The 22,958-nt window shown below is 62.1% G+C and carries 21 protein-coding genes; 15 read left to right on the forward strand and 6 right to left on the reverse strand.

From position 1 onward, the window contains the following. Complete coding sequence (locus L1P09_RS13000; protein WP_235767703.1) at nucleotides 1–417, forward strand: RidA family protein; 417 nt, start codon at nucleotides 1–3, stop codon at nucleotides 415–417. 205 nt (nucleotides 418–622) lie between these two features. On the opposite strand, the gene L1P09_RS13005 is transcribed toward L1P09_RS13000, so the two are convergent. Beyond that, nucleotides 623–895, reverse strand: coding sequence for a hypothetical protein (locus L1P09_RS13005; protein ID WP_235767704.1), 273 nt, complete (start codon nucleotides 893–895; stop codon nucleotides 623–625). Nucleotides 896–1,718: 823 nt separating this feature from the next. Between L1P09_RS13005 and L1P09_RS13010 the strand changes: the two genes are divergently transcribed. The 6 genes from L1P09_RS13010 to L1P09_RS13035 all read left to right on the forward strand — a co-directional run bounded on the left by L1P09_RS13010 (nucleotide 1,719) and on the right by L1P09_RS13035 (nucleotide 8,307). Continuing rightward, nucleotides 1,719–2,930: an acyl-CoA dehydrogenase family protein gene (locus L1P09_RS13010; protein WP_235767705.1), complete on the forward strand. Its 1,212-nt coding sequence runs from the start codon at nucleotides 1,719–1,721 to the stop codon at nucleotides 2,928–2,930. Between the two features lie 13 nt (nucleotides 2,931–2,943). Beyond that, entirely contained in the window at nucleotides 2,944–3,999 is a 1,056-nt protein-coding gene (locus L1P09_RS13015; RefSeq protein WP_235767706.1) for a phosphotransferase, read from the forward strand. Continuing rightward, nucleotides 3,996–4,139 (forward strand): hypothetical protein, encoded by a 144-nt coding sequence (locus tag L1P09_RS13020; protein ID WP_235767707.1) that lies wholly within the window; start codon nucleotides 3,996–3,998, stop codon nucleotides 4,137–4,139. Before L1P09_RS13015 ends, L1P09_RS13020 begins: the two co-directional genes overlap by 4 nt. A gap of 447 nt (nucleotides 4,140–4,586) precedes the next feature. Beyond that, entirely contained in the window at nucleotides 4,587–5,114 is a 528-nt protein-coding gene (locus tag L1P09_RS13025; RefSeq protein ID WP_054904686.1) for a (2Fe-2S)-binding protein, read from the forward strand. Continuing rightward, a complete protein-coding gene (locus L1P09_RS13030) occupies nucleotides 5,111–6,106 on the forward strand; it encodes an FAD binding domain-containing protein (RefSeq protein WP_054904687.1) in 996 nt (331 codons plus the stop codon). The genes L1P09_RS13025 and L1P09_RS13030 overlap by 4 nt, the downstream gene beginning before the upstream one ends. Next, nucleotides 6,103–8,307, forward strand: coding sequence for a xanthine dehydrogenase family protein molybdopterin-binding subunit (locus L1P09_RS13035; RefSeq protein WP_390898614.1), 2,205 nt, complete (start codon nucleotides 6,103–6,105; stop codon nucleotides 8,305–8,307). The genes L1P09_RS13030 and L1P09_RS13035 overlap by 4 nt, the downstream gene beginning before the upstream one ends. 121 nt (nucleotides 8,308–8,428) lie before the next feature. On the opposite strand, the gene L1P09_RS13040 is transcribed toward L1P09_RS13035, so the two are convergent. Beyond that, nucleotides 8,429–8,704: a DUF6555 family protein gene (locus L1P09_RS13040; protein ID WP_235767708.1), complete on the reverse strand. Its 276-nt coding sequence runs from the start codon at nucleotides 8,702–8,704 to the stop codon at nucleotides 8,429–8,431. 141 nt (nucleotides 8,705–8,845) lie between these two features. After that, the gene (locus L1P09_RS13045) at nucleotides 8,846–9,052 is read right to left on the reverse strand and encodes a con-10 family general stress protein (RefSeq protein ID WP_054904688.1); all 207 of its coding nucleotides are present in this window, start codon (nucleotides 9,050–9,052) and stop codon (nucleotides 8,846–8,848) included. Between the two features lie 308 nt (nucleotides 9,053–9,360). Here L1P09_RS13045 and L1P09_RS13050 point away from each other — a divergent pair, with 308 nt between their 5' ends. Beyond that, nucleotides 9,361–13,140: a CheR family methyltransferase gene (locus L1P09_RS13050; protein ID WP_235767709.1), complete on the forward strand. Its 3,780-nt coding sequence runs from the start codon at nucleotides 9,361–9,363 to the stop codon at nucleotides 13,138–13,140. A gap of 19 nt (nucleotides 13,141–13,159) precedes the next feature. On the opposite strand, the gene L1P09_RS13055 is transcribed toward L1P09_RS13050, so the two are convergent. Further along, nucleotides 13,160–13,711 carry an ATP-dependent Clp protease proteolytic subunit gene (locus L1P09_RS13055; RefSeq protein WP_054904690.1) on the reverse strand — a complete coding sequence of 184 codons (552 nt, stop codon included), beginning with the start codon at nucleotides 13,709–13,711 and terminating at the stop codon, nucleotides 13,160–13,162. A gap of 195 nt (nucleotides 13,712–13,906) precedes the next feature. Here L1P09_RS13055 and L1P09_RS13060 point away from each other — a divergent pair, with 195 nt between their 5' ends. Genes L1P09_RS13060 through L1P09_RS13075 form a run of 4 tightly spaced genes read left to right on the forward strand, consistent with a single transcriptional unit; the run spans nucleotide 13,907 to nucleotide 17,761 of the window. Continuing rightward, on the forward strand, nucleotides 13,907–14,824 hold the full coding sequence (locus L1P09_RS13060; RefSeq protein WP_054904691.1) for a DUF72 domain-containing protein: 918 nt from the start codon (nucleotides 13,907–13,909) through the stop codon (nucleotides 14,822–14,824). Between the two features lie 8 nt (nucleotides 14,825–14,832). Further along, a complete protein-coding gene (locus tag L1P09_RS13065) occupies nucleotides 14,833–15,606 on the forward strand; it encodes an endonuclease/exonuclease/phosphatase family protein (RefSeq protein WP_033691360.1) in 774 nt (257 codons plus the stop codon). Continuing rightward, entirely contained in the window at nucleotides 15,603–16,808 is a 1,206-nt protein-coding gene (clsB, locus tag L1P09_RS13070; RefSeq protein WP_235767710.1) for a cardiolipin synthase ClsB, read from the forward strand. The genes L1P09_RS13065 and clsB overlap by 4 nt, the downstream gene beginning before the upstream one ends. Next, nucleotides 16,808–17,761: a lysylphosphatidylglycerol synthase domain-containing protein gene (locus tag L1P09_RS13075; RefSeq protein WP_197879207.1), complete on the forward strand. Its 954-nt coding sequence runs from the start codon at nucleotides 16,808–16,810 to the stop codon at nucleotides 17,759–17,761. Before clsB ends, L1P09_RS13075 begins: the two co-directional genes overlap by 1 nt. A 60-nt stretch (nucleotides 17,762–17,821) precedes the next feature. Here L1P09_RS13075 and L1P09_RS13080 read toward each other — a convergent pair whose 3' ends face one another. Then, nucleotides 17,822–18,046, reverse strand: coding sequence for a metallothionein (locus tag L1P09_RS13080; protein ID WP_009686889.1), 225 nt, complete (start codon nucleotides 18,044–18,046; stop codon nucleotides 17,822–17,824). Then, nucleotides 18,043–18,507: a phosphotransferase system, HPr-related protein gene (locus tag L1P09_RS13085; protein WP_192440071.1), complete on the reverse strand. Its 465-nt coding sequence runs from the start codon at nucleotides 18,505–18,507 to the stop codon at nucleotides 18,043–18,045. The genes L1P09_RS13080 and L1P09_RS13085 overlap by 4 nt, the downstream gene beginning before the upstream one ends. A gap of 128 nt (nucleotides 18,508–18,635) precedes the next feature. Here L1P09_RS13085 and ligD point away from each other — a divergent pair, with 128 nt between their 5' ends. Genes ligD through L1P09_RS13100 form a run of 3 tightly spaced genes read left to right on the forward strand, consistent with a single transcriptional unit; the run spans nucleotide 18,636 to nucleotide 22,958 of the window. Beyond that, nucleotides 18,636–21,137, forward strand: coding sequence for a DNA ligase D (ligD, locus tag L1P09_RS13090; protein WP_235767711.1), 2,502 nt, complete (start codon nucleotides 18,636–18,638; stop codon nucleotides 21,135–21,137). A 25-nt stretch (nucleotides 21,138–21,162) separates the two neighbouring features. Next, nucleotides 21,163–22,206, forward strand: a complete 1,044-nt coding sequence (locus L1P09_RS13095) for an acyl-CoA dehydrogenase family protein (RefSeq protein ID WP_235767712.1) — start codon at nucleotides 21,163–21,165, stop codon at nucleotides 22,204–22,206. Continuing rightward, the gene (locus L1P09_RS13100; protein WP_235767713.1) at nucleotides 22,203–22,958 is read left to right on the forward strand and encodes a PIG-L deacetylase family protein; all 756 of its coding nucleotides are present in this window, start codon (nucleotides 22,203–22,205) and stop codon (nucleotides 22,956–22,958) included. Before L1P09_RS13095 ends, L1P09_RS13100 begins: the two co-directional genes overlap by 4 nt.

Raw genomic sequence — 22,958 nt, forward strand, 5'->3', positions numbered from 1 at the left:
ATGAGCACTCAACACCTCAAGCGCCAGTCCATCAATCCGCCGCCAACCCAAGCGTTCTACGATCAGTTTCACTTCTCCCAGGCCACCCGCGTGGGGGACCTGATATGGGTATCGGGGCAGGTCGGTATAGACAGCGAGATGAAACCGGGGAGCGACGTGGCAGTACAAACGCATCTCGCTTTCAAGTCACTGGCCACAGTATTGGAAGCCGCCGGAGCGAGTCTGGGCGATGTCGTTGAACTGACAACCTTCCATACGAAATTGCGCGATGACATGCCGATATTTGCCAGCATCAAGGATCAGTACTTTCCCTCGCGTTATCCTTCCTGGACGGCAGTCGGCATTACAGAGTTGGCACTGCCAGAATTGGTAGTGGAAATTCGCGCTGTGGCAGTGGCAGGTTGTGGCGAAGCGTAGGTACAGCACTGATGCCTGGTTGAAACGGGCGTGGAATGCTCTGCTTGTCGCCAAGCAGATGTAATCCACGCTCGATTTCTCTGAGCTGGCTGCAGCCCAGCCGCATGAACACATCCAAGTCAGTCATCCAGACGCTTAGCCGTCCAAGCCGGACCAATAACCGTCCGGCTCGGGCTAGGTGCGCCTGAGCTGCTGCCAGGTAAATTCACTCCGACGCCGTGTTATACAGCTTCAGCGCTCTGTTGGCGGCGCTCATGCAAGCTTTCTCATCACCCTTGGCATTGGCTTCCTTCGCCTGCTTGATGAGCCTGCGAATATCGGAAGCAACGCCACTCTGTTGCCCTGTCCCTTCTGAGCGCTCGATGGATTCGAGTTGAGTGATTTTCGCCGAACAGCTGGTCGAAGCAGGCTTATCTTCGGCGTAAACAACCGGTGCGAAGATGATTGATGCAACGGCAATCACTTTCAGTATGCTCATGGGTAGCACCTCATGTTGCGTGGGGGAAATTTTAAATAACAAATGAAATTTTATATGGTTTAACCAATACGGCAATGTTCAACAACTCTCCTCGAGCCTGACTCACCAGGCTGAACGCCTCCGGCAACCTGCTGAGCATCTCCTGCGACGGTTTTCGACCGTTGGACGCTCAGTCAGAACCTGTCCGTTAGCAATAATCCAGCCAGTTGCTGTGATCCCTCGACGCCTTCTGGCATCCGCTAGGAACACGACTGTGGTTCGACGCAATCTGCGTATTTGCGATGGCCTCTGAGGGATGCAGCCCAAATTCAGATACGAGGGTCAAAGGTAGCTTTGACCCTCGCTAGTGATCGTTCGTGAATTGCCTAATTTTTGGCGTGATCGGTTAAGTATTCGCGCTACCACTCCATTTAGACTCTTGCGACTCATAAAAAAACAGCAGCCAGCCGTTTGCTGAGCTCGGAGACGTCAATGCGTCGAATCGCGTTTATCGGTGTCGTCACGCTATTGATCACAGGCACTCTGTATTCGTCAGGCCAGGTCGTGCGTAACAGTCCAATTTATCCATGGCCGATCTATTTGATTTCCAGTCTCGCCGACATCCTCAAACCCATTACTGATGGCATTGAGATCTAGCCCGAGCCGACGCCTGCGCCAAATACTTTCTTAGCCAAACACATTGGCGGGCTAAGAGACAGATAATGAATTCAGAACATTAATGGACCTGCATTCATAAAGATCTCGTGCCTTAGAACTTCGCCAGACCCGTTAATTATCGATGTGATTATCCCACGTCAGCTTGTCCCCCTTGAGGAATAGCGGTATGCATTTTGAATACAGTCAAAAGGTCCAGGATCTCATCAACCGGCTCGAGAGGTTCATGGAGGAACACGTCTATCCGGCGGAGCACGAGTACCACGACTACATTGACCGCTCAGTTAACCGCTGGGTTATTCCACCAGTAATGGAGGAACTCAAGACTCGGGCTCGGAGTGCAGGGCTGTGGAACCTGTTTTTAGCGGAGTTCGATGATTACGGTTCTGGATTGACCAACCTGGAATATGCTCCGCTGGCCGAAATCATGGGGCGCTCGCTGATCGGTCCGGAAGTTTTCAATTGCAATGCGCCGGATACCGGCAATATGGAATTGCTGGCCCGCTACGGGACCGAGGCACAGAAGCGTCAGTGGCTGCAGCCGTTGCTCAATGGCGAAATACGATCTGCTTTCGCGATGACTGAGCCTGCCGTCGCCTCCTCCGATGCAACCAACATCGAATGCCGCATTGAGCAGGATGGTGACGACTATGTCATCAACGGTCACAAGTGGTGGACCACCGGCGCGCCAGATCCTCGCTGCGCATTCCTGATCGTTATGGGTAAGACTGACCCGCACGCTCCACCGCATCGTCAGCAGACGCAAGTCATCGTGCCCATGGATACCCCTGGCCTTAAGACCCTCCCCCCGCTACGGGTATTCGGTGACGACGATGCACCCCATGGGCATGCTGAAATCCTCTTTGACAACGTGCGCGTCCCGGTCAGCAACAGAATTGGCGAAGCCGGACAGGGTTTCGAGATTGCGCAGAGTCGCTTGGGCCCCGGCCGTATCCACCACTGCATGCGCCTCATCGGTTGCGCTCAGCGGGCCTTGGAACTGATGTGTTCCCGGGTGGAGCAGCGGGTCGCGTTCGGTAAGAAACTTTCTGAGCAAGGATCGATTCGCGAAGATATCGCGCGGTCGCTGTGTGATATCGAACAAGCGCGCCTCCTGACTTTGAAAGCTGCCGACAAGATGGACCGTACAAGCTACAAGGACGCTCGGGATCTGATCTCGATGATCAAGATCGTCGCGCCGACCATGGCCCAGCAGGTTATCGACAGAGCCATTCAGGCGCATGGCGCCCTGGGTGTTTGCCAAGACAGCTTCCTCCCGCGCGCCTTCGCTTATGCCCGGACCGTCCGCTTGGCCGATGGTCCTGACCAGGTGCACATGGCTGCTTTGGGTAAAGCTGTCATCAAACGCTACACGGCTTGAGGAATTGAACACCATGACCCAAATCGCAGACATCGACAGCGAGCGCCTCTGTGCTTACCTAGAATCCGTCTTGCCCGGTTTCAACGGGCCAGTCACCTTGGAAAAGTTTGCCGGAGGCCAATCGAACCCGACATACCGGTTGCGCACAAGCGGCGTCGATTACGTGCTGCGTAGTAAGCCATGGGGAGAGCTGCTGAAGTCCGCTCACGCCATCGACCGCGAGTTCCGAGTGATGCAAGCACTCAAACATACCGATGTGCCGGTAGCCGATGCCTACCACCTCTGCGAGGACGCGAGCATCATCGGCAGTGACTTCTACCTCATGTCATATGTTGAAGCACGAATTTTCTGGAACCCAGCACTGCCTGAGATCGAGCCCGATCAACGGGCTGCTTACTACGACGAAATGAACCGCGTCTTGGCAGCAATGCACCGCCTGGACGTCGACGTAATCGGGCTGCGTGATTATGGCCGGGCCGGAAACTACTTCGAACGGCAAATCGTGCGCTGGACACAGCAATACCAGGCAAGCGAAACCGACATCAACCCGGCCATGGACCAGTTGATTGAGCAGTTACCCCTGTTGGTACCTCCAGAAGACGGCCGCATAAGTCTGGTGCATGGCGACTATCGCATAGACAATTTGCTGTTCCATCCCACCGAACCACGGATCCTGGCAGTGGTCGATTGGGAGCTGTCCACATTGGGCCACCCCTTTGCCGACTTGGCCTATCAGTGCATGCAGTGGCGCATGCCGAATAACGGCCTAATCCAAGGATTGGGCGGCCTCGACCGTGAAGTCTTGGGCGTACCAAGCGAGGCGACCTATGTTGCGAACTATTGTGCGCGCATGGGATTGGAGGGGATTGAAAACTGGAACTTCTACCTGGCATTCAGTTTCTTCCGACTTGCCGCTATCGCCCAAGGTGTAAAAAAACGCGCCGTCGGGGGCAATGCATCCAGTAGCCGGGCACTCGAGATTGGTGAGTTGGCTCGTCCACTATCAGAAATGGGGCTGGCCCTTATTACCTCGAGCGACTGCACGTCTCGTCAGTTGGAGAAGGCATGATGGGTAGTGAACTCATGCAGTGTTTTGATGATCGGCGCCGCTACTTCCTGTCGTATTCGCCAGCGGTTTCGGTACCGGCGCGCATGTCCATCGGCTCGGTGACCAGCCAGATCGCATCGACGCGGATCATTGGGCCATAGCCCGGGTAAATTGCGCGCAGCCCTCGGGATCTACAGATTGGCACCGTACAGATGGTTAGTACACATACTAAGCGACCATCTCAGCTAGAACCCCGTGGTTACTAGGCCAGGCGCTTTAGTACAGTGATCAGATCTTATCTCTGACTATTAGTTGAGTTAATGGTGTAGATCGCTAATATCTCGGCCCTTTCCCGTCAATGATTCAGCCACGGTTCGTATCCAGGTGGTCACGCACCCTCGCCCGCTGATGCCTTCTTGGTTACCGGCCAGCACTCCCGAACTTCGCACTCAGTCCCGCGGCTCACCACCATAACGCCTGCACGCCGTCACGCCATGCCCGCAACCACCTTTCCACGCCTGGCAAACCGGTGGAACGTTTTCGCAACCTCCCGGGTCGCACAACAAAGACGCAGCCAACTGCGTGAACCCTGACCGTGAGGACCTTCCATGAGCGCGCTCTCTTCCAATGGGGCTGCAGAACACCCCATCTGCCTGACCCTCAATGGTCAGCCACGAACACTGGCAGTCCACCCGTGGACCACCCTGCTCGACCTGTTGCGTGAACAGCTGGACCTGGTAGGTACCAAAAAAGGCTGCGACCACGGCCAATGTGGCGCCTGCACGGTGTTGCGCGACGGCAAGCGCGTCAATGCTTGCCTGACCCTGGCCATCATGTGCGACGGCGCAGACTTGGTGACCATCGAGGGGCTGGCCAGCGGCGACGTGCTGCACCCTATGCAACGGGCTTTCATCACCCACGATGCGTTTCAGTGCGGGTACTGCACACCTGGGCAGATCTGCTCTGCCGTCGGGCTTGTGGGTGAAGGACGTGCCGACTGCCGCGAGGCCATTCGCGAGCAGATGAGCGGCAACCTTTGCCGCTGTGGCGCCTATGGCAACATCGTCGCAGCAATCGAAGAAGCCCAGCCGCTGATGGCACACCCGGATCAACCACAACGGGGGGCGAAGCCATGATGCCCTTCAGCTACCACAAGCCTGCGTCAGTCAGCGAAGCCGTGAGCCTGGCTGGCGACAGCGCGCGCTTTATTGCCGGGGGCACCAACCTGGTCGACCTGATGAAGGAAAACGTGGTCCGCCCCGAGCGCCTGATCGATATCTCAGGCTTGGCGCTGGATGGGCTGCACCCCACTGCCAACGGTGGCGTCATGATCGGTGCCCTGGTCAGCAATGCCGACCTGGCCTGGCACCCGATGATCGAGCAACAATACCCGTTGCTGTCACAGGCTATCCTGGCGGGCGCTTCACCGCAGTTGAGAAACATGGCCAGTACCGGCGGCAACTTGCTCCAGCGCACACGCTGTTACTACTTCTACGATACCGGCACCCCCTGCAACAAACGTGAACCCGGCAGCGGATGCCCTGCTCGTAGCGGCCGCAACCGCATACACGCCATTCTTGGCGCCAGTGAAGCCTGTGTGGCCACTCATCCGTCCGACATGTGCGTAGCACTGGCAGCACTCGAAGCCGTGGTGCACGTAGAGGGACCGGCTGGTAAACGCCAGATCCCGTTCGCAGATTTCCATCGCCTGCCGGAGAACAATCCGGAGCGTGATAACCAGCTGGCAGCCGATGAACTGGTAACGGCCGTAGAGCTGCCGCCACCGCTGTTCGAACAGCATTACCGCTACCTGAAAATTCGAGACCGAGCCTCCTACGCGTTTGCGCTGGTGTCGGTCGCTGCGGCCTTGCGCTTGGATGGCGATGTGATTCAGCACGCCCGCCTGGCGCTGGGCGGTGTAGCGCACAAACCATGGCGCGACCCGGCGGTGGAAAGCCTGCTGGTTGGCCAGGTGCCTTCCGAGGCGCTGTTCGATAACGCCGCACAGGCGCTGCTCCAAGGCGCACAGCCGCTGAGCCACAACGGTTTCAAAGTAACACTGGCGCAGCGTGCAATCGTGCGTGCATTGACTGACGCGGCGCACCGTGCCGCTGGTGTGGGGGCATGACCATGGTCAACAACAAATCGGTAGTCGGTACCCCTCTGGATCGCGTGGATGGCGTGGCTAAAGTCACCGGCCAGGCACGCTATGCGGGCGAATACCCAAAAGACGGCCTGCTCCATGGCAGCGTGGTGTCCAGTACCATCGCCCGCGGCCGTGTACTGCGCATCGACGCTACCGAGGCGCTGGGCGTACCCGGCGTTGTCGCGGTGCTCGACCATGGGCACCGTCCGCATATTTCCAGTTATGACGATGACTACAGCGACGCCGATGCAGCTGAGGGCGCGCCCTTTCGGCCCCTGTTCAACGATCGAGTGCTGTATAGCGGGCAACCCCTGGCGCTGGTGGTGGCGCACACCCTGGAGGTGGCCCGGTATGCAGGCTCATTGATCCGGATCGAATACGCCGAGGAACCTCACGAGACAGACCTGGGCGCTACCAAGGCGTCGCATGTGGCGCCGGCAGAAACACCGGCCCCGCGTGGCGACTTCGCTGGCAGTTTCGCTGGGGCACCCGTGCAGGTCGATGCTACCTACCTGACTGCCAACGAGCACCACAACCCGATGGAGCCCCACGCCTCCACCGTGCACTACAAGCCCGACGGCAGCCTGGAAATTCATGACAAGACCCAAGGCACGCAGAACTGCCAGGACTACCTGCACAAGGTGTTCGGCCTGCCCAAGGCCCAGATCCGTGTGCACGCAGCCTTCGTCGGCGGTGCCTTCGGCTCGGGCCTGCGCCCGCAGTACCAGCTGCCCCTGGCAGTAATGGCGGCGCTGCATCTTCAGCGCTCTGTGCGCGTCACCCTGACGCGCCAGCAAATGTTCACGTTCGGCTACCGGCCCCGCACCGAGCAGCGTTTGCGCCTGGGGGCAGCTGCAGATGGGCGCTTGCTGGCGGTCGGTCACGATGGGCTGGGGCAGACCTCGCGCTTCGAAGACTTCACCGAGCACCTGGTGGAATGGAGCGGCATGCTCTACCAGTGCGACAACGTTGAACTCAACTACCGCCTGGCCTCGCTGGATGTGTACACGCCCCTGGACATGCGTGCCCCTGGGGCCGGTTCAGGCGTGGTTGCGCTTGAGTGCGCGATGGATGAGCTTGCCTGTGCCGCTGATATCGACCCGGTAGAGCTGCGCCGGCGTAATTTTGCCGCCAACAACGGCAACGAGGGCAAGCCCTACTCCAGCAAGGAACTGCTGGCGTGCTACCAGCAAGGCAGTGAGCGTTTCGGTTGGCAGCACCGCAACCCGCAACCGCGCAGCATGCGCACTGGCAACCAGTTGGTCGGTTGGGGAATGGCGGGCGGCGTCTGGGAGGCCATGCAAATGAAGGCCAGCGCGAAAGCGCGCCTGGATGCCAAAGGCCACCTCACCGTCAGCAGCGCCACCACCGATATCGGCACCGGCACCTACACCGTCATGACCCAGATTGCAGCCGACGCTGCGGGCGTCAGCGTGGAGGATGTCACCTTCGTGCTAGGTGACTCGTCCCTGCCCACCGCGCCCCTGCAGGGCGGGTCGTTCACGGTATCGTCGGTTGGCTCGGCCGTGCGCCAGGCTTGCCAGGTGTTGCGTACCAAGGTGCTGGAGCATGCCCGCAAGGTGCATCCGCAAGTGGCGAGCGCAGCGCGGGAGGACATCGTCTTCGCGGATGGTTACCTGCACGCGGGTAGTTTTCGCGTGGCCTTGGCAGATATCGTCGCCAGTGCCCCCGGCGCGCAGTTCGAAGTGCAAATCGACGCTGAGCCTGGTGCAAGGCGCCAACCGTTTTCCACGGCGACCCACTCGGCGGTGTTCGTCGAAGTCCAGGTCGACGAAGACCTTGGCATGATCAAGGTCACCCGAGTGGTCAGCGCCGTGGCGGCGGGCCGCGTGGTCAACCCGAAAACGGCCCGCAGCCAGATCCTGGGCGGCGTGGTATGGGGTATCGGCATGGCACTGCATGAAGAGGCCTTGACCGACCATGGCCTGGGTCGCATCGTCAATCACAACCTTGCGGAGTACCACATCCCGGTGAACGCGGACTGTGGTGATATCGACGTGTTCTTTGTTGAAGAGCACGACGATGTCGTCAATGAGCTGGGGTCCAAGGGTGTGGGCGAAATCGGCGTGGTCGGCGTGGCTGCCGCAGTGGCGAACGCCATCTACCACGCAACCGGCAAACGCGTGAGGGAGTTCCCGATCACACTCGACAAGGTGCTGTAACGCGAAAGTTGTCAGAAGCATGCGAGGGGAGCGGCTGCAGGCCGCTCCCCTCATTTCTCAGCAAATCGGTACTCGGAACTGGGGCTATCTGGGGGCGGAGGGAACCGCAGCAGCCCCTGCGCTACCGCTTGACAATGGCCGCAGGGTCGCCCACCGACTGATTCGGTTTGCTCCCCGACAGGCGCCAGCTCACCGCAGTAATCCCATACCGTTCAGCCATCGGGCGGCTGACCTTCCTGATCTTTTCCCGCCCGAATTTGGGGATGATCCCAATGCCCGCATCGCAACTTGCCCAATGCCAGGCTTCGGCATTGTCCAGGCGGTCCAGGCGAATGATGAAACTGCGCGGCTGACCATGCAGTTGGTAATCGATGATGAACAGCTGTGGGGCAGGCATCGCAGGGGCCTCCTCTTCTCCGTGGATGACTCCCTGATTGATCGGGGCAGCAGCAGAAGATTCAAAAAATATCGATCGACAGGCACCGGCGGCGCCCGAGCGGTGCACGCCTACAGGCACACTACCGCTCGCGCAGTACCTTCACTCGCTGCGTGTGCCGTGGCTGTTCCGGCCACCTTTGCGTCCGGCTTCCGATGCCCGCTGGCGATCATTGGCGAAGTTGCCGCCCGACGCCTGGCCGCCTTTGTGCCCAGCGCGCGATGCCCGCTCACGGTCGTTGGCGAAATTGCCCGGGTTGGTTTCTTTGGTTCCGCCGCGCTGGCGGGTACTTTCCTGATCTTGTGCCATGTAGTTTCTCCTTGCGATGAATAGGCGGTCGCACAACCTGTGCGTTCATACAGTGCACGCACCCCAGGTTGCCATGTTCAGATTCCGAACCTGTAATTGCCCGCTTGGCTCACACGTTTTGACGGCAGCTGACCGGTGGCCCGAAACACGTGCAGGCCAACTATTTGCGCCCCGTTTGCAGGCGGGGCGCACTTTATCGCTCATGCAGCAGTCACAACTGCAGGGTAGCGGCCTATAATCGCCCCACTATCCAGGTGTGACTGCACAGTCACGCACCGCCCGTAAGGCTCTTGTACAAGGCTCCGTCGATGAAGTCCTCGCCCAAGCAACCCGCCGCGCCGCAAAACCCTGCACTCAGCCCAAGCCACTTGGACTTTCCGGTGGTGGGCATCGGTGCCTCCGCGGGTGGCCTGGAGGCCATCTGCACGCTGTTCCGGCATATGCCAAGCGACTGCGGCATGGCGTTCGTGGTGGTGCTGCACTTGTCGCCGGATCATCAGAGCGTGGCCGACCGGATCATCCAGGCCACCACGCAGATGCCCGTGCGCCAAGTCACCGAGCCGGTGCCGATCGAGCGTAACCATGTGTATGTCATCTCCCCGGCCAATCGCCTCTCGACCAATGACGGCTACCTGCGCGTGACCCCCGCCAATCGCCGCCGTGGCGACCACGTGGCCATTGACCTGTTCTTCCGCGACCTGGCCGACGTGCACAAGGACCATGCATTCTGCGTGGTGTTGTCGGGCACCGGCGCCGACGGTGCCGTGGGGCTGTCGCGGATCAAGGAGCAAGGCGGCGTGACCCTGGTTCAGACCCCGGACGATGCCCAGTACGACAGCATGCCCCGGGCTGCCATCGAAACCGGCATGGTCGACCTGGTGCTGCCCGTGGCCGAGATGCCACAAAAGCTGCTGGAGCTGTGGCGTAACGCCCGCCAGGTCAGGTTGCCGGAAATCGAGGATGACACCCTGCCCCCGGCGCTGGGCACCCGCGTAGGCGACGCGCAGGCCAGCGAGCCGCTGCTGGAGGAGATCCTCCTGCAGTTGCGCAGCAACACGGGGCACGATTTCCAGCACTACAAGCGCGCCACCGTGCTGCGGCGCATTGAACGCCGCCTGCACGTGACCGGGCAAAGCAACCTCGCCGGCTACTTGCACTACCTCGAGCAGAACCCCGCCGAGTCCACGGCGTTGCTGGCAGACATGCTGATCGGCGTGACCAACTTCTTCCGCGACCGCGAAGCCTTCGAGGCCCTGGAGCGGCACGTGCTGCCCCAGCTGGCCAGCGAGCATGACCCCGTCGACGGCCATGACGAGATCCGCGTCTGGTCGGCCGGCTGCTCCACCGGCGAAGAGGCCTACAGCCTGGCCATGCTGATCTGTGAGCAACTTGCGCTGGAGCAGCGCAACCGCAAGGTCCAGGTGTTTGCCACCGACCTCGATGAGCGGGCCATCGGCATCGCCCGTACCGGCTTTTACTCCGAAGCGATCGTGACCGATGTGCCGCCCAGCCGGCTGCGCCAGTTCTTCGTCAAGGAAGACCAGCATTACCGGGTGCGCAAGGAAGTGCGCGAAAAAGTGTTGTTCGCGCGCCACAACCTGCTGTCGGACCCACCCTTTTCGCAAATTGACCTCATTGTCTGCCGCAACCTGCTGATCTACCTCGACCGCGAAGTGCAACGCGACATCCTGTTGATGTTCCACTTTGCCTTGCGCCCTGGCGGCCATCTGTTCCTGGGCTCGTCCGAGTCAGCCGACGTGGTGGGTGAACTGTTCGCGCCGGTGGACAAGCGTAACCGTATCTTCCGCGCCCGTGACGTCAGCAATGCCGGGCGCCGCGCCGAGCGGCAGGTGCCTGGCAGCACTGGCGCCAGCCTGCCATTGGACCCGTTGGCCAAGGTCAAGCCCGGGCGCAAGCCCTCCTATGCCGAACTGCACCACCGCGCGCTGGCCCTGCGCATGCCGGCCAGCCTGATCGCGGATGTGGACGGCAATATCCTGCACATGAGCGAGGGTGTCGGGCGCTTCCTGCAACTGGGCGGCGGCGAGCCCAGCCGCAATCTGCTCGGCCTGGTGCTGCCGAGCCTGCGCCTGGCGCTGCGCAGTACGCTGTTCCAGGCGCGCCAAGGCACCGAAGCGGTCACCTCCCGGCCGGTCGACCTGGGCGATGGCCAACAGCCGTTGCAGGTGGAAATCACCGTGCAGCCTTACAAGGACGACGTGCACAACGGCGATTGCCTGCTGGTGGTGTTCGAGCAGCGGGTGCCCGACCCTTCCCTGCCACTGCCGGGCGTCATCCGCCAGACCGACAGCATGGTCCTGCACAACCTGGAGCGTGAACTCCAGCGTACCCGCCTGCAGCTGCAGGAAACCATCGAGCAGTCGCAGGTATCCAGCGAGGAACTCACGGCCTCCAACGAAGAAATGCAGGCAATCAACGAAGAGCTGCGTTCGGCCAGCGAAGAGCTGGAAACCAGCAAGGAGGAGCTGCAGTCCATCAACGAGGAGTTGCTCACCGTCAACTACGAGTTGAAGAACAAGGTGGAAGAGACCGACAAGGTCAACGACTACCTGAGCAACCTGATCGCCTGCACCGAAATCGCCACCGTGTTCGTCGACCGCAACCTGCATATCCGCTGGTTCACGCCGCGCGCCGCCGACCTGTTCAACATTTTACCGGTCGATACCGGCCGCTCATTGCTCGACATCACGCACCGCCTGGACTACCCGGCCATGGCTGATGATGCCCGCGCCGTGGCCCAGGGTGAGGCCGTTATCGAGCGGGAAGTTGGCGGCCAGCGCGACCACTGGTACCTGGCACGCCTGCTGCCCTACCGCTCCAGCGAGCAGAAAATCGACGGCACCGTCCTGACCTTCATCGACATCAGCAGCAGCCACGCTGCCGAAGAGCATGTGCGCCTGGGCGAAGAACGCTTGAGCAAGCAACTGGCGGAATCGCAAACCACCAGCCACATGAAGGATGAGTTCTTCGCCATCATGTCGCATGAACTGAAGCACCCACTGAACCTGATTCAGCTGAATGCGGAAATGCTCCGCCGCCTGCCCTCGATCAAGCAGATCGGCAACGCCAGCAAGGCCGTTGCCACCATCTGCGAGGCGGTTGGCAGCCAGGCCAGGATCATCGATGACCTGCTGGATGTGGCACGCATCCGTACCGGCAAGCTCAAGCTCAAGACCGAGCCGGTAGACCTTGGCGCCATCCTGCGCGGCATCCACGCTGTGGTGGTGGCTGAGCAACACCCCTGTCTGGTGCGCCTGGAGCTGCCTGCCGACGGCTTGCCAGTGATGATCGAAGGCGATGTCACGCGCCTGGAGCAGATCATCTGGAACCTGCTGAACAATGCCCTGAAATTCAGCCCGGCAGGCAGTGAGATACGCCTGGTGTTGAGCCGTGACGATCAACAGGCACGCCTGCAGGTGATTGACCAGGGCGTAGGCTTGAGCCCCGACAGCCTGGAGCACATCTTCGACCTGTTCAGCCAGGCTCCCCAGCTGGCCAATCAGAACCGTGAAGGCCTGGGCATCGGCCTTTCGTTGGTACGCCAGTTGGTCGAAGCCCAGGGCGGCACCGTGCAGGCCAGTTCGGCCGGCTTGGGCTTGGGCTGCACCTTCTCCGTTTGCCTGCCCCTGTGCAACGTGCAGTCGCCGCCTTGCGCCAATCCTGCAGAGCAGTCCCGGGAGGGCCGGCTGCACGGCGTGCGCGTGTTGCTGGTGGATGACTCGGTAGAGGTATTGGAGATCATGCAAGAGCTGCTGGAAATGGAAAACGCCAGCGTGCGCGCCTTCAGCCGCCCCCGCGAGGCGCTGGAGGTGGCCTCCGGTGAGGCGTTCGACATCATCCTCTCCGACATCGGCATGCCGGTGCTGGATGGCCATGCCTTGATCAAGGCGCTGCGCAGCCACGCCCATCTGCGCCACACCCCGGCCATTGCCCTCACCGGCTACGGTGCCAGCGCAGACCAGCACAAGTCACGCCAGTCCGGCTTCGACCGGCACCTGAACAAGCCGGTCGGCTACGACGAACTGGTGGAGGCCATCGAAACCTTGATCGGCACGGTGCCTTACTGATGGTCGGCCGGCATGAACCTCAGGCGTGCACGCTCCACTGGTTCATGTCCAGCGTAATCGGCATCTCGTCGATGGCATGGATCACGCCGCTTTGCAGTGCTTCCTGCGGCCCCAGAATTCGCGGGTACGCCATGAGGTAGCGCGGCACGTCCAGCACCTCGGGCGCACCTTCTGTGCGCTCGGCCACAATCTGCGCGTACAGCTGCAGGTCGTAATCCAGGCTCATCGCATATTCGGCCATGCGTGAATGGTCGACCGAGCCGTGCAAGGTCCAGTGGAACGGGTGGAACAGGAACTTGCTGTAGCTGCATGCCGTGCGCCACTCCCCGGCCAGGAACAGGATATTACCCATGGACTCGACGGTGCCCAGGTTGTGCGTATGCACCGGCACCGGCAGCGCCCGCAGGAAGTTGTACAAGGTAAAGCCGTAGCTGCACTCGCCGCCCATGGTAGCGATGTTCAGTTGCAGCACCTCGGCGCCCTGCTGCAATGCCTTTGAGCAGGTATTGATCAGGTTGCCACAGGTCGACGAATTGATCGGCCCGGTGAAATGAATGATGTGTCTGGCCATGCTTGCCTCCAGGGTTGGCAGGTCAATTCCTGGGCTCGCGCGCCTGGGGCGCTTACCCGGTGGAATCGTCTGCGCGGGCAAAGTTCAACCTGTCAGTGGCCGTTCCCGTTGATCACACGCGGTGAACCCTTGGCCCTCTGCGCCAGTCGCAATACCACAGTAACCGAACAAGGAACCGGTGATGAGGACGACGGCGTGAGCGATATCCGCATCGGCATTTCCGGGTGGCGCTATGGCCCCTGGCGCAAGGACTTCTACCCCAAGGGCCTGCGCCAGGACGATGAACTGGCGTTCGCCTCGCGGGCCGTGAACAGCATCGAGATAAACGGCTCGTTCTACAGCTTGCAAACCCCAGAGCGCTACCTGCGCTGGCGTGATGAAACGCCGGATGGCTTCGTTTTCGCGGTCAAGGGGCCACGTTACATCACCCATGTGCTGCGCCTGAAGGAGGTTGAAGAGCCAGTGGCCAACTTCTTCGCCTCTGGCCCGCTACTGCTAGGCGACAAGCTGGGGCCGTTCCTGTGGCAGTTCCCACCGAACATGAAGTTTGACGAAGAGCGTTTTGCCCGGTTCCTGCAGTTGCTGCCACGTGACCGCAAAGCTGCGCGCGCATGCGCACAGGGCTGTGCCGAACGCCTGCGGGACAGTGGCGGCCTTGCAATCACCGGTAATGTACGTTTGCGCCACGCGGTGGAGGTCCGCCACGAGAGTTTTCTTTGCGAGGCGTTCATCAAGCTGCTGCGCAAGCACCGTGTTGCGCTGGTGGTTGCGGACAGTGCCGGCAAGTGGCCGCATGCCGAAGATGTCACCGCAGACTTCGTGTACATGCGCCTGCACGGCGACGTGGAGCTCTATAGCAGTGGCTACACCGCGCGTGCGTTACGCCGCTGGAAACAGCGCATCCTGCACTGGAGCCAGGGCGGCCAGGCAGACGACGCGCGCCTGATCGTGCCGGGGCCGCCACCTCGGCGCGCGGCGCGTGACGTGTACTGTTACTTCGACAATGACCAGAAGGTCCATGCGCCCTACGACGCCCGCCGTTTGCTGCAGAAGCTGTCGCTGGACCACGAACTGATGACCGAACCGGGCGTGGTGCCGGAGGTGGCCTTGTGAACGAACCCATGACTGCTTTGCCGCGCAGCACCGATCAGTCCACCGCCGTGCGCCGCTTGAACGTGCTCACGCTGAACGTGCACAAGGGGTTCACCTTCTTCAATCGCCGCTTCATCCTGCCTGAGCTGCGTGAAGCGGTTCGTGCCACCGGCGCAGACCTGGTGTTCCTGCAGGAAGTGCATGGCAGCCATCAGCAACATGCCTTGCGCCACCCGGCCTGGCCTGATACCCCGCAATATGAATTCCTTGCCGACAGCATGTGGCCCCAGTTCGCCTATGGCCGGAATGCCGTGTATCCGCAGGGTGACCACGGCAACGCCTTGCTGTCCAAATTTCCCATCCAGCGCTTCAACAACCTCGATGTGTCGGTGCAAGGCAAGGAACAACGCGGCCTGCTGCATTGCCAACTCGAGGTGCCAGGGCACGACCAGGTGCACGCCATTTGTGTGCACCTGGGCCTGCGCGAAGCGCATCGGCAAAGCCAGATCCAACTCTTGCTCGACCTGCTGGCCAGCCTGCCGCCGCAAGCACCGGTCATCGTCGCCGGCGATTTCAACGACTGGCGCCTGAAGGCAGATGCCGTGTTGGGCGAGCACCTGGTAGAGGCCTTCGGCGAGCGCTTCGGCACTCCGGCACGCAGCTTCCCGGCGCGTCTGCCGCTGCTGCGCCTTGACCGCATCTACCTGCGCAACGCCATGCCGAGCGCTGCCCAGGTACTGTCGAATTACCCGTGGTCGCACCTTTCCGACCACGCACCATTGGCCGCGGAGATTCATCTGTGAACAGACCTTGGGTAGAGGGCAACAATATCAAGTTGCTGATCAACGGCGAGCAATATTACCCCTGTGTGTTCGAGGCCATGGCCCGTGCCCAGGAGGAAATCCTGCTGGAAACCTTCATCATTTTCGACGACAAGGTCGGCCGACAACTGCAGCAGGCGCTGATCGACGCGGCCCGCCGCGGCGTGCGTGTCGAAGTGGTGGTGGACGGCTACGGTACCGGCGACCTGCCCGCGCCGTTCATCGCGGCCATGACAGATGCCGGCGTGAGTTTCCACGCCTTCGACCCGCAGCCGCGCCTGGTGGGCATGCGTACCAACCTGTTCCGGCGCCTGCACCGCAAGATCGTGGTCATCGATGGCGAGCGGGCCTTCATTGGCGGCATCAACTACAGCGCCGATCACCTGGGCGACTTCGGCCCCATGGCCAAGCAGGACTATGCCGTCGAGGTAACCGGCCCAGTGGTGGCACAGGTGCATGCCGCCAGCAAGCGCCTGATGTCGCCGGTGCTGCAGGAACCAAGCGCCGTGCGGCCGTTGACCGAGCCCGCCGGGTCCACCACCGCCGTGCTGGTAGAGCGTGACAATGGCGTGCGCAGGACAGCCATCGAAAGCCAGTACCTGCAGGCGTTTCGCGGTGCCAAAGAACGTATCGTAGTGGCCAATGCCTACTTCTTCCCCGGCTACCGGCTGCTGCGCGAGTTGCGCAACGCTGCCCGCCGCGGGGTGGCTGTGCACCTGATCCTGCAGGGGCAGCCAGACATGCGCTGGGTCCGTGCACTGTCGCGGTTGCTGTACAACTACCTGCTGCGTGATGGCGTGGTCATTCATGAATACTGCAAGCGGCCCTTGCACGGCAAAGTGGCGCTGGTGGACGACGAGTGGGCGACCGTGGGTTCCAGCAACCTCGACCCGCTGAGCCTGTCGCTGAACCTGGAAGCCAACCTGTTCATCCGCGACCGCGCTTTCAACCAATTGCTCGGGGAGCACCTGCAGTCACTTGCGCACGAGCAGTGCAAGCCGGTGACTCTGGAACGCATGATCCGTGGCTACTGGTGGCGGGCACCGCTGATCTTCGCCTGCTTCCATGCGGCGCGCCTTTTCCCGCGCATCGCCGGCTGGTTGCCCGCACACCGCCAACGGCTGCGTTCGCTGCAGCCAGACGTCGAGGCCCCGGCCGGCGACCTGCACGAGGGCAATACCTGATGGCACGGACAACCTGGCAAACCTGGGCCAAGCGCGTATTGACGGTAGCGTTCCTGATCCTGATCCCTGTGCTGCTGTACCAATTGGCGCGCAACCTGGACTGGAACGAAGTGCGCCAGTCGCTGCTCGCCTACAAGCCTGGAACGCTGGTGATCGGCCTGGCAATTGCGGTGTGCAGTTACCTGACGTTCGCCAGCTACGACCTGCTGGCCCGCGCCTACACCGGTCATCAGCTGCCCGCCCGGCAAGTGCTGCCGGTCGCCTTCGTGTGCTACGCGTTCAACCTCAACTTCACCACCTGGGTCGGCGGGGTTGCCTTGCGCTACCGCCTGTATGGGCGCCTTGGGCTCGATACCCCCACCATCACGCGCATTCTCACGCTGGGCCTGCTCACCAACTGGATGGGCTATATGCTGCTGGCCGGCAGTGTGTTCGCCCTGGGTCTGGTCGAACTGCCGGGCAACTGGGCTGTGGGCACCACAGGGCTGCGCCTGATCGGCGTGCTGTTGCTGGCAATCACCGCGGCGTATCTGCTGGCCTGTGGCCTGGCCAAGAAGCGCACGTGGCGCTGGCGCGAGCACGAAGTCACTTTGCCAACCCTGCGCCTTGCGCTCTGCCAGGTAGCGCTGGGGGCCAGCAACTGGGCATTGATGGCGCTGCTGATTTACTGGTTGCTGCCGGGCGACGCCTTCTACCCCGCCATCCTCGGAATCCTGTTGATCAGTTGCGTGGCAGGCGTGGTTGCACATATCCCGGCGGGCCTGGGTGTGCTGGAAGCGGTGTTCCTCGCCCTGCTGCACGGGCAGATGGCGCAGGGCACGCTGGTAGCCGCGCTCTTGGGCTATCGCACCCTGTACTACCTGATACCGCTGGTGGTTGCGATCGTGACTTATCTGGTGCTTGAGAAGCGCGCCAAGGCCATGCGCCAGCGCGACAATTCGGTGCAAACCTGATGGTGCGGGGCAGGCGCGCTTAACGTCGGCGCGGCGTGGTGCCGCGCCAACAAGGCGAGCTCAAGGGGAAATCGGGTCGCTCGCCGGGAAGGTCTCATCCAGCGCATTGTCTACGGCATTTTCGTCCGGTTTTTCGCTGCAATGGCAGGCTTGCATCCTGCAGCCCTCGCCATGGCTATGGCCGTTGGCGCAGGCCTCACAGCAATAGGCCTTGCCGTCACGCTGCAAGGCATTGGCATCCACGGTGCAGGAACAGTCGGTACAGGCACAACGTTGCTGGTTCATGATCTGCTCTCCTCGTCATCGATCACATCATCGGTCCAGGGTTCCCCGTCAAGCGGTGCGGAACGTGCCAGCTCGGCTTCATCCAGCCCAAAGCCGCCACCAATTTCGTCGGCATCCACTTCGCGCAGGTCCATGTCAGCCGGGCCGACGCCGCCGCCGGGCTCGTGGGGGTCACGGGCGCCGGTTTCATCCAGCAGCGTATCCGGGCTCAGGTCGTCGTAGGTGACGTTGTCTTCATGCAGGCTGTCGCTCAGCGCTTCGCCACCCGTCATGCCGCTTTCGGCAACACGCTCTGGTGGAAATTCGCGCTCGATCTCGCTCGCCGGGCGCTCGTCCCCTACTCGCCCCTGGCGTTCGTCAAGGCGCTCATCGAAGTCCAGTTCGTGCACGCTGCCCATGCGGTCCTCGGTGTCGTCGATCTCGGTTGGGGTGTAGGGCTTAGGATCTTCTGTTCGGGCCATGTACGTTCTCCGTCAGTTGGCTGCATTCGGTCGACTGCATCGGGTGGCCGAAGATTCAGAGTTTTTTGAACTCCCTGCCTGCCCGGCGCCTCCCACCTCTACAGAGTGCGATTTGCCCGGAGCCGGACATGGCCAAGCCCCTGCAGGAATACGCGCGCAAGCGCGACTTCAACGCAACGCCCGAGCCCAGTGGCAAACGCAGCCGTGGCAAAAAAGCCCATGCGCTGCAGTTCTGCATTCAGAAACACGACGCCAGCCACCTGCATTATGATTTCCGCCTGGAGTTGGACGGTACGTTGAAGAGCTGGGCGATCCCCAAAGGCCCGTCGCTGGACCCGAACGTGCGCCGCCTGGCCGTGCACGTCGAGGACCACCCGCTGGACTATGCCGATTTCGAGGGCCACATCCCTGAAGGCCACTACGGGGCTGGCGATGTCATCGTCTGGGATCGCGGCATCTGGGAGCCGGAGGGCGACGCCCATGAGGGCTATGCCAAGGGCAAGCTCAAGTTTCGTTTGCAAGGCGAAAAACTGTCCGGGGTGTGGAACCTGTTCCGCACCCACCTGGCGGGCAAGAAAGAACAATGGATGCTGGTCAAATCCCACGATGCCCAGGCCCGTAGCGAAGCCGAGTACAGCATCGTCGACGCGCAGCCCGACAGTGTGCTCAGTGACCGCACCCTGATCCCCCGCAAGCCGGCAGCCAGGCAAGCCGCCACCAAGCCGCGGGCTACGCGCAAGCGCCCCGGCAAGGTTCGCCAAGCCGCATTGCCGAACCAGTTGCAGCCACAGCTGGCCACCTTGGTGGACACGCCGCCCCAGGGCGACTGGCGCTATGAGGTCAAGTTCGATGGCTATCGCATCCTGGCTCGTATCGACGGCGACGATGTGCGGCTATTCACCCGCAACGGCCATGACTGGAGCAGCAAGATGCCCCGCCAAGTCGCAGCATTGCGCGCCCTGGGCATCGATTCGGCCTGGCTGGATGGCGAAATGGTAGTGGCTGACGAAAATGGCGCAGCGGACTTCCAGGCGTTACAGAACGCCTTCGACACCGAGCAGGACGAGCACATCACTTACTACGTATTCGACCTGCCCTTTCTGGGTGGCCAGGACCTGCGTCACGCACCGCTACAGGATCGCCGCGAAACGCTGAAAACCCTCCTCGATCACGACGCGTCAGACGTACTCAAATATTCCGCCGACTTCGACGAACCGGTCGACGCCCTGCTGGCCAGCGCCTGCCGCCTGGAACTCGAAGGGCTGATCGGTAAACGTGCAGACAGCCCCTACAGCGGCCGCCGCAGCGCGGACTGGATCAAGCTCAAATGCAAGCGCCGCCAGGAGTTCGTGCTGGTTGGCTACACCGACCCCAAAGGCAGCCGCAGCGGCTTCGGGGCCCTGCTGCTGGCCCTGCACGACCCGGACAATGGCGAGCTGCGCTATGCCGGCAAGGTCGGTACCGGCTTCACGGCTGCCACCCTGGCCAGCATCCATACGCGCCTGCAGCCACTTGAAATTGCCAAGCCCGCCGTGGCCCGCCCGCCCAGCGGCGCAGAAGCCCGCGGTGTGCACTGGCTGAAGCCGCAGCTGCTGGCTGAAGTGGCGTATGCCCAGATGACCCGGGACGGCATTGTGCGCCATTCGGTCTTCCATGGCCTGCGCGATGACAAGCCCGCCACCGCCATCGACCTGGAACGCCCCATGCCCACCAACACAACGCCCCGCCGCAAACGCGGCAAAGCAGCGCCACTTTCGGAGGACCTGCACCTTACCCACCCTGACCGGGTGATCGACGCTACCACGGGCGTGACCAAGCGCGATGTGGCCGAGTATTACGCCGCCGTCAGCCAGTGGTTGCTACCCCAGATCCAGCACCGCCCGGTGGCATTGGTGCGGGCACCCGATGGCCTGGCCGGTGAGCTTTTCTTCCAGAAGAACGCCAGCCAGCTGCACCTGCCCAATGTGCTCGAATACGACAAGGCCCAGGCCGGCCAGGCGGCCATGGTCATCAACCGCGCCGATACCCTGCTGGGCGCGGTGCAGATGAACATGCTCGAGCTGCACAGCTGGAATGCCACTGACAAGGACTTCGACAAGCCCGACCGCTTCGTGCTCGACCTCGACCCTGACCCCGCGCTGCCCTGGAAGGCTATGCTGGAAGCCACTCAACTCACCCTCACCCTGCTCGACGAGCTTGGCCTGAAAGTGTTCATCAAGACCAGCGGCGGCAAGGGCATACACTTGGTGGTACCGCTGACCCGCCGCGCGGGTTGGGACGAGGTCAAAGCCTTCAGCCATGCCATCGTCGAGTACCTGGCCAAGCTGTTTCCGGACCGCCTCAGCGCTGTTTCAGGGCCCAAGAACCGCATCGGGCGCATCTTCATCGACTATCTGCGCAACGCCAGGGGGGCAACAACCGCGTGTGCCTATTCCCTGCGTGCACGGGAAGGCCTGCCGGTGTCGGTGCCCATCTGGCGTGAGGAACTGACCGCGCTCAAAGCCGCCAACCAATGGAACATCGCCAACCTGCCCGCGCGCCTGGCAGAGGTCGACGACCCGTGGGCGGACCTGGGCAAGGTCCGCCAATCCATTACGGCGCGCATGCGCAAACAGCTGGGGCTTGCCTAGTGGCCACGCATCAGGAGACCCGCCCATGAGCATCGTCCAGGACTTCAACCTGACCCATTTCGACCGCCTACTGCGTACATTTGGTGATCGTCAACAGCCCCTCAACCTCGACACTCAGTTGCCTCAGCTGATGCAGGCGCTGCAGGCCGACCACCTGGACCTGCTGCCGTTGCCAGGCCAGGGCAATACCTTGCGCCGTTGGCAGACGTTGGCCCGCGTGGCGGGTTGCGACCTGGCCCTGGCCAAGCTGTATGAAGGGCACACCGATGCTTTGGCGATTCTGGCGGAGTGCGCAGCTGCACATCACGTGGCAGAGGGCATTTGGGGCGTGTGGGCCGCCGAGCCACCTGATGCCCGCGCGGTCATAACCTCCCTCGACGGCGACAGGGTACGTTTGCAAGGCACCAAAGCCTGGTGTTCCGGGGCGTTGCAGATCGACCGGGCATTGCTCACGGCCTGGGATGAGCAGGGTCAGCAGCAGTTGGTCGCCATCGAACTGTCGCAGCCTGACCAGGGGCTGAACATCGAGCATTGGCAAGCCGTGGGCATGGCTACCACGGCCAGCGTCGAGGTCACCTTCGACAACACCCCGGCGACGCTCATCGGCAAACCTGGCCAGTACCTGGCGCGCCCTGGTTTCTGGCACGGCGGCGGCGGTATCGCCGCGTGCTGGTATGGTGCGGCCGAGGCCCTGGCCGACTACTTGCGCGAATATTGCCGCAAGCCGCGGCCCGACCCGCATGCCGATGCCCACCTCGGGGCGGTGGACGCCGCTTTGTATGGTGCGCGTGCGGCGCTGCGTGAATGCGCCGCCTGGATCGACCGGCAGCCGGGTGCAGATGCCAGTTTTGAAGTGCGGCGCACCCGTGCCCAGGTCGAGCAGGCCGTGAACCAGGTCATCAGCCATGTCGGGCGGGCCTTGGGTGCCACACCGTTCTGCCGCAACAGCCACTTCGCCCGTTTGAGCGCCGATTTACCAGTGTATCTGCGCCAGAGCCACGCGGAGCGTGACCTGGCAGCGCTGGGCCAACAGCTGGCGCAGGTGCCGGCAGGAGCGTGGCAGCTATGAGTGAGAACTTGATCCAGGCCAGCAGCGGCACCCCTTGGGTCGACTGGCAGCAGGCGGCCCACCTCGCCCGGGCCACATGGCTCGACCCCGCCCGGCTCTGCCCTCCTGGGCGCCGCCTGGTGATGATTGCGCCCCACCCGGATGATGAAATCCTCATGGCAGGCGGCCTGCTGAGCAGCTTCAAAGGCCGTGAAGCCGACCTGGTGCTGATTTCCGCAACCGATGGTGAAGGCAGCCACCCTGGCTCAACCCAGTGGAGCGAGCATCGCCTGCGTCGCCAACGCCCCCAGGAAAGTCGCCTGGCATTGCAGCAGCTTGACCTGGACCCGAACCGCGTGGACTGGCGCCGGCTCAACCTCAAGGACGGCCAATTGCCGCGAGAGGAAGCGTTCCTCGTCAGCCATCTGACTCAATTGTTGCACCCGGACGACCTGTTGATGGCTACCTGGCGCAATGACGGTCATTGCGACCACGAGGCCGTCGGGCGCGCCGCCGCCCACGCGGCATTGGCGCGGCAAGTGCAACTGGCCGAGGTCCCGGTCTGGGCCTGGCACTGGGCGCAACCCGACGACCCTCGCCTGCCCTGGCCCCGTGCCCACCGCCTGCAGCTGGATGAAGCCCGGTTGGCGCGCAAGCGCAAGGCCCTCGCCGCCCATGCCAGCCAGTTGCAGGCAGACGGTGAGCGGCCGCCGGTGCTACCGGCAAACCTGCTGGATTGCCTGCTGCAACCTTTCGAACTGGTGTTCCTTTGA

It is taken from the genome of Pseudomonas juntendi (genome assembly GCF_021560075.1).
GTDB classification, from domain to species: domain Bacteria; phylum Pseudomonadota; class Gammaproteobacteria; order Pseudomonadales; family Pseudomonadaceae; genus Aquipseudomonas; species Aquipseudomonas juntendi.

What these genes read in the sequence shown, in the direction of transcription:
- L1P09_RS13000 (WP_235767703.1), top strand. Translation starts at nt 1, where the DNA reads ATGAGCACTCAACACCTCAAGCGCCAGTCCATCAATCCGCCGCCAACC.
- L1P09_RS13005 (WP_235767704.1), bottom strand. Translation starts at nt 895, where the DNA reads ATGAGCATACTGAAAGTGATTGCCGTTGCATCAATCATCTTCGCACCG.
- L1P09_RS13010 (WP_235767705.1), top strand. Translation starts at nt 1,719, where the DNA reads ATGCATTTTGAATACAGTCAAAAGGTCCAGGATCTCATCAACCGGCTC.
- L1P09_RS13015 (WP_235767706.1), top strand. Translation starts at nt 2,944, where the DNA reads ATGACCCAAATCGCAGACATCGACAGCGAGCGCCTCTGTGCTTACCTA.
- L1P09_RS13020 (WP_235767707.1), top strand. Translation starts at nt 3,996, where the DNA reads ATGATGGGTAGTGAACTCATGCAGTGTTTTGATGATCGGCGCCGCTAC.
- L1P09_RS13025 (WP_054904686.1), top strand. Translation starts at nt 4,587, where the DNA reads ATGAGCGCGCTCTCTTCCAATGGGGCTGCAGAACACCCCATCTGCCTG.
- L1P09_RS13030 (WP_054904687.1), top strand. Translation starts at nt 5,111, where the DNA reads ATGATGCCCTTCAGCTACCACAAGCCTGCGTCAGTCAGCGAAGCCGTG.
- L1P09_RS13035 (WP_390898614.1), top strand. Translation starts at nt 6,103, where the DNA reads ATGACCATGGTCAACAACAAATCGGTAGTCGGTACCCCTCTGGATCGC.
- L1P09_RS13040 (WP_235767708.1), bottom strand. Translation starts at nt 8,704, where the DNA reads ATGCCTGCCCCACAGCTGTTCATCATCGATTACCAACTGCATGGTCAG.
- L1P09_RS13045 (WP_054904688.1), bottom strand. Translation starts at nt 9,052, where the DNA reads ATGGCACAAGATCAGGAAAGTACCCGCCAGCGCGGCGGAACCAAAGAA.
- L1P09_RS13050 (WP_235767709.1), top strand. Translation starts at nt 9,361, where the DNA reads ATGAAGTCCTCGCCCAAGCAACCCGCCGCGCCGCAAAACCCTGCACTC.
- L1P09_RS13055 (WP_054904690.1), bottom strand. Translation starts at nt 13,711, where the DNA reads ATGGCCAGACACATCATTCATTTCACCGGGCCGATCAATTCGTCGACC.
- L1P09_RS13065 (WP_033691360.1), top strand. Translation starts at nt 14,833, where the DNA reads ATGACTGCTTTGCCGCGCAGCACCGATCAGTCCACCGCCGTGCGCCGC.
- L1P09_RS13075 (WP_197879207.1), top strand. Translation starts at nt 16,808, where the DNA reads ATGGCACGGACAACCTGGCAAACCTGGGCCAAGCGCGTATTGACGGTA.
- L1P09_RS13080 (WP_009686889.1), bottom strand. Translation starts at nt 18,046, where the DNA reads ATGAACCAGCAACGTTGTGCCTGTACCGACTGTTCCTGCACCGTGGAT.
- L1P09_RS13085 (WP_192440071.1), bottom strand. Translation starts at nt 18,507, where the DNA reads ATGGCCCGAACAGAAGATCCTAAGCCCTACACCCCAACCGAGATCGAC.
- ligD (WP_235767711.1), top strand. Translation starts at nt 18,636, where the DNA reads ATGGCCAAGCCCCTGCAGGAATACGCGCGCAAGCGCGACTTCAACGCA.
- L1P09_RS13095 (WP_235767712.1), top strand. Translation starts at nt 21,163, where the DNA reads ATGAGCATCGTCCAGGACTTCAACCTGACCCATTTCGACCGCCTACTG.
- L1P09_RS13100 (WP_235767713.1), top strand. Translation starts at nt 22,203, where the DNA reads ATGAGTGAGAACTTGATCCAGGCCAGCAGCGGCACCCCTTGGGTCGAC.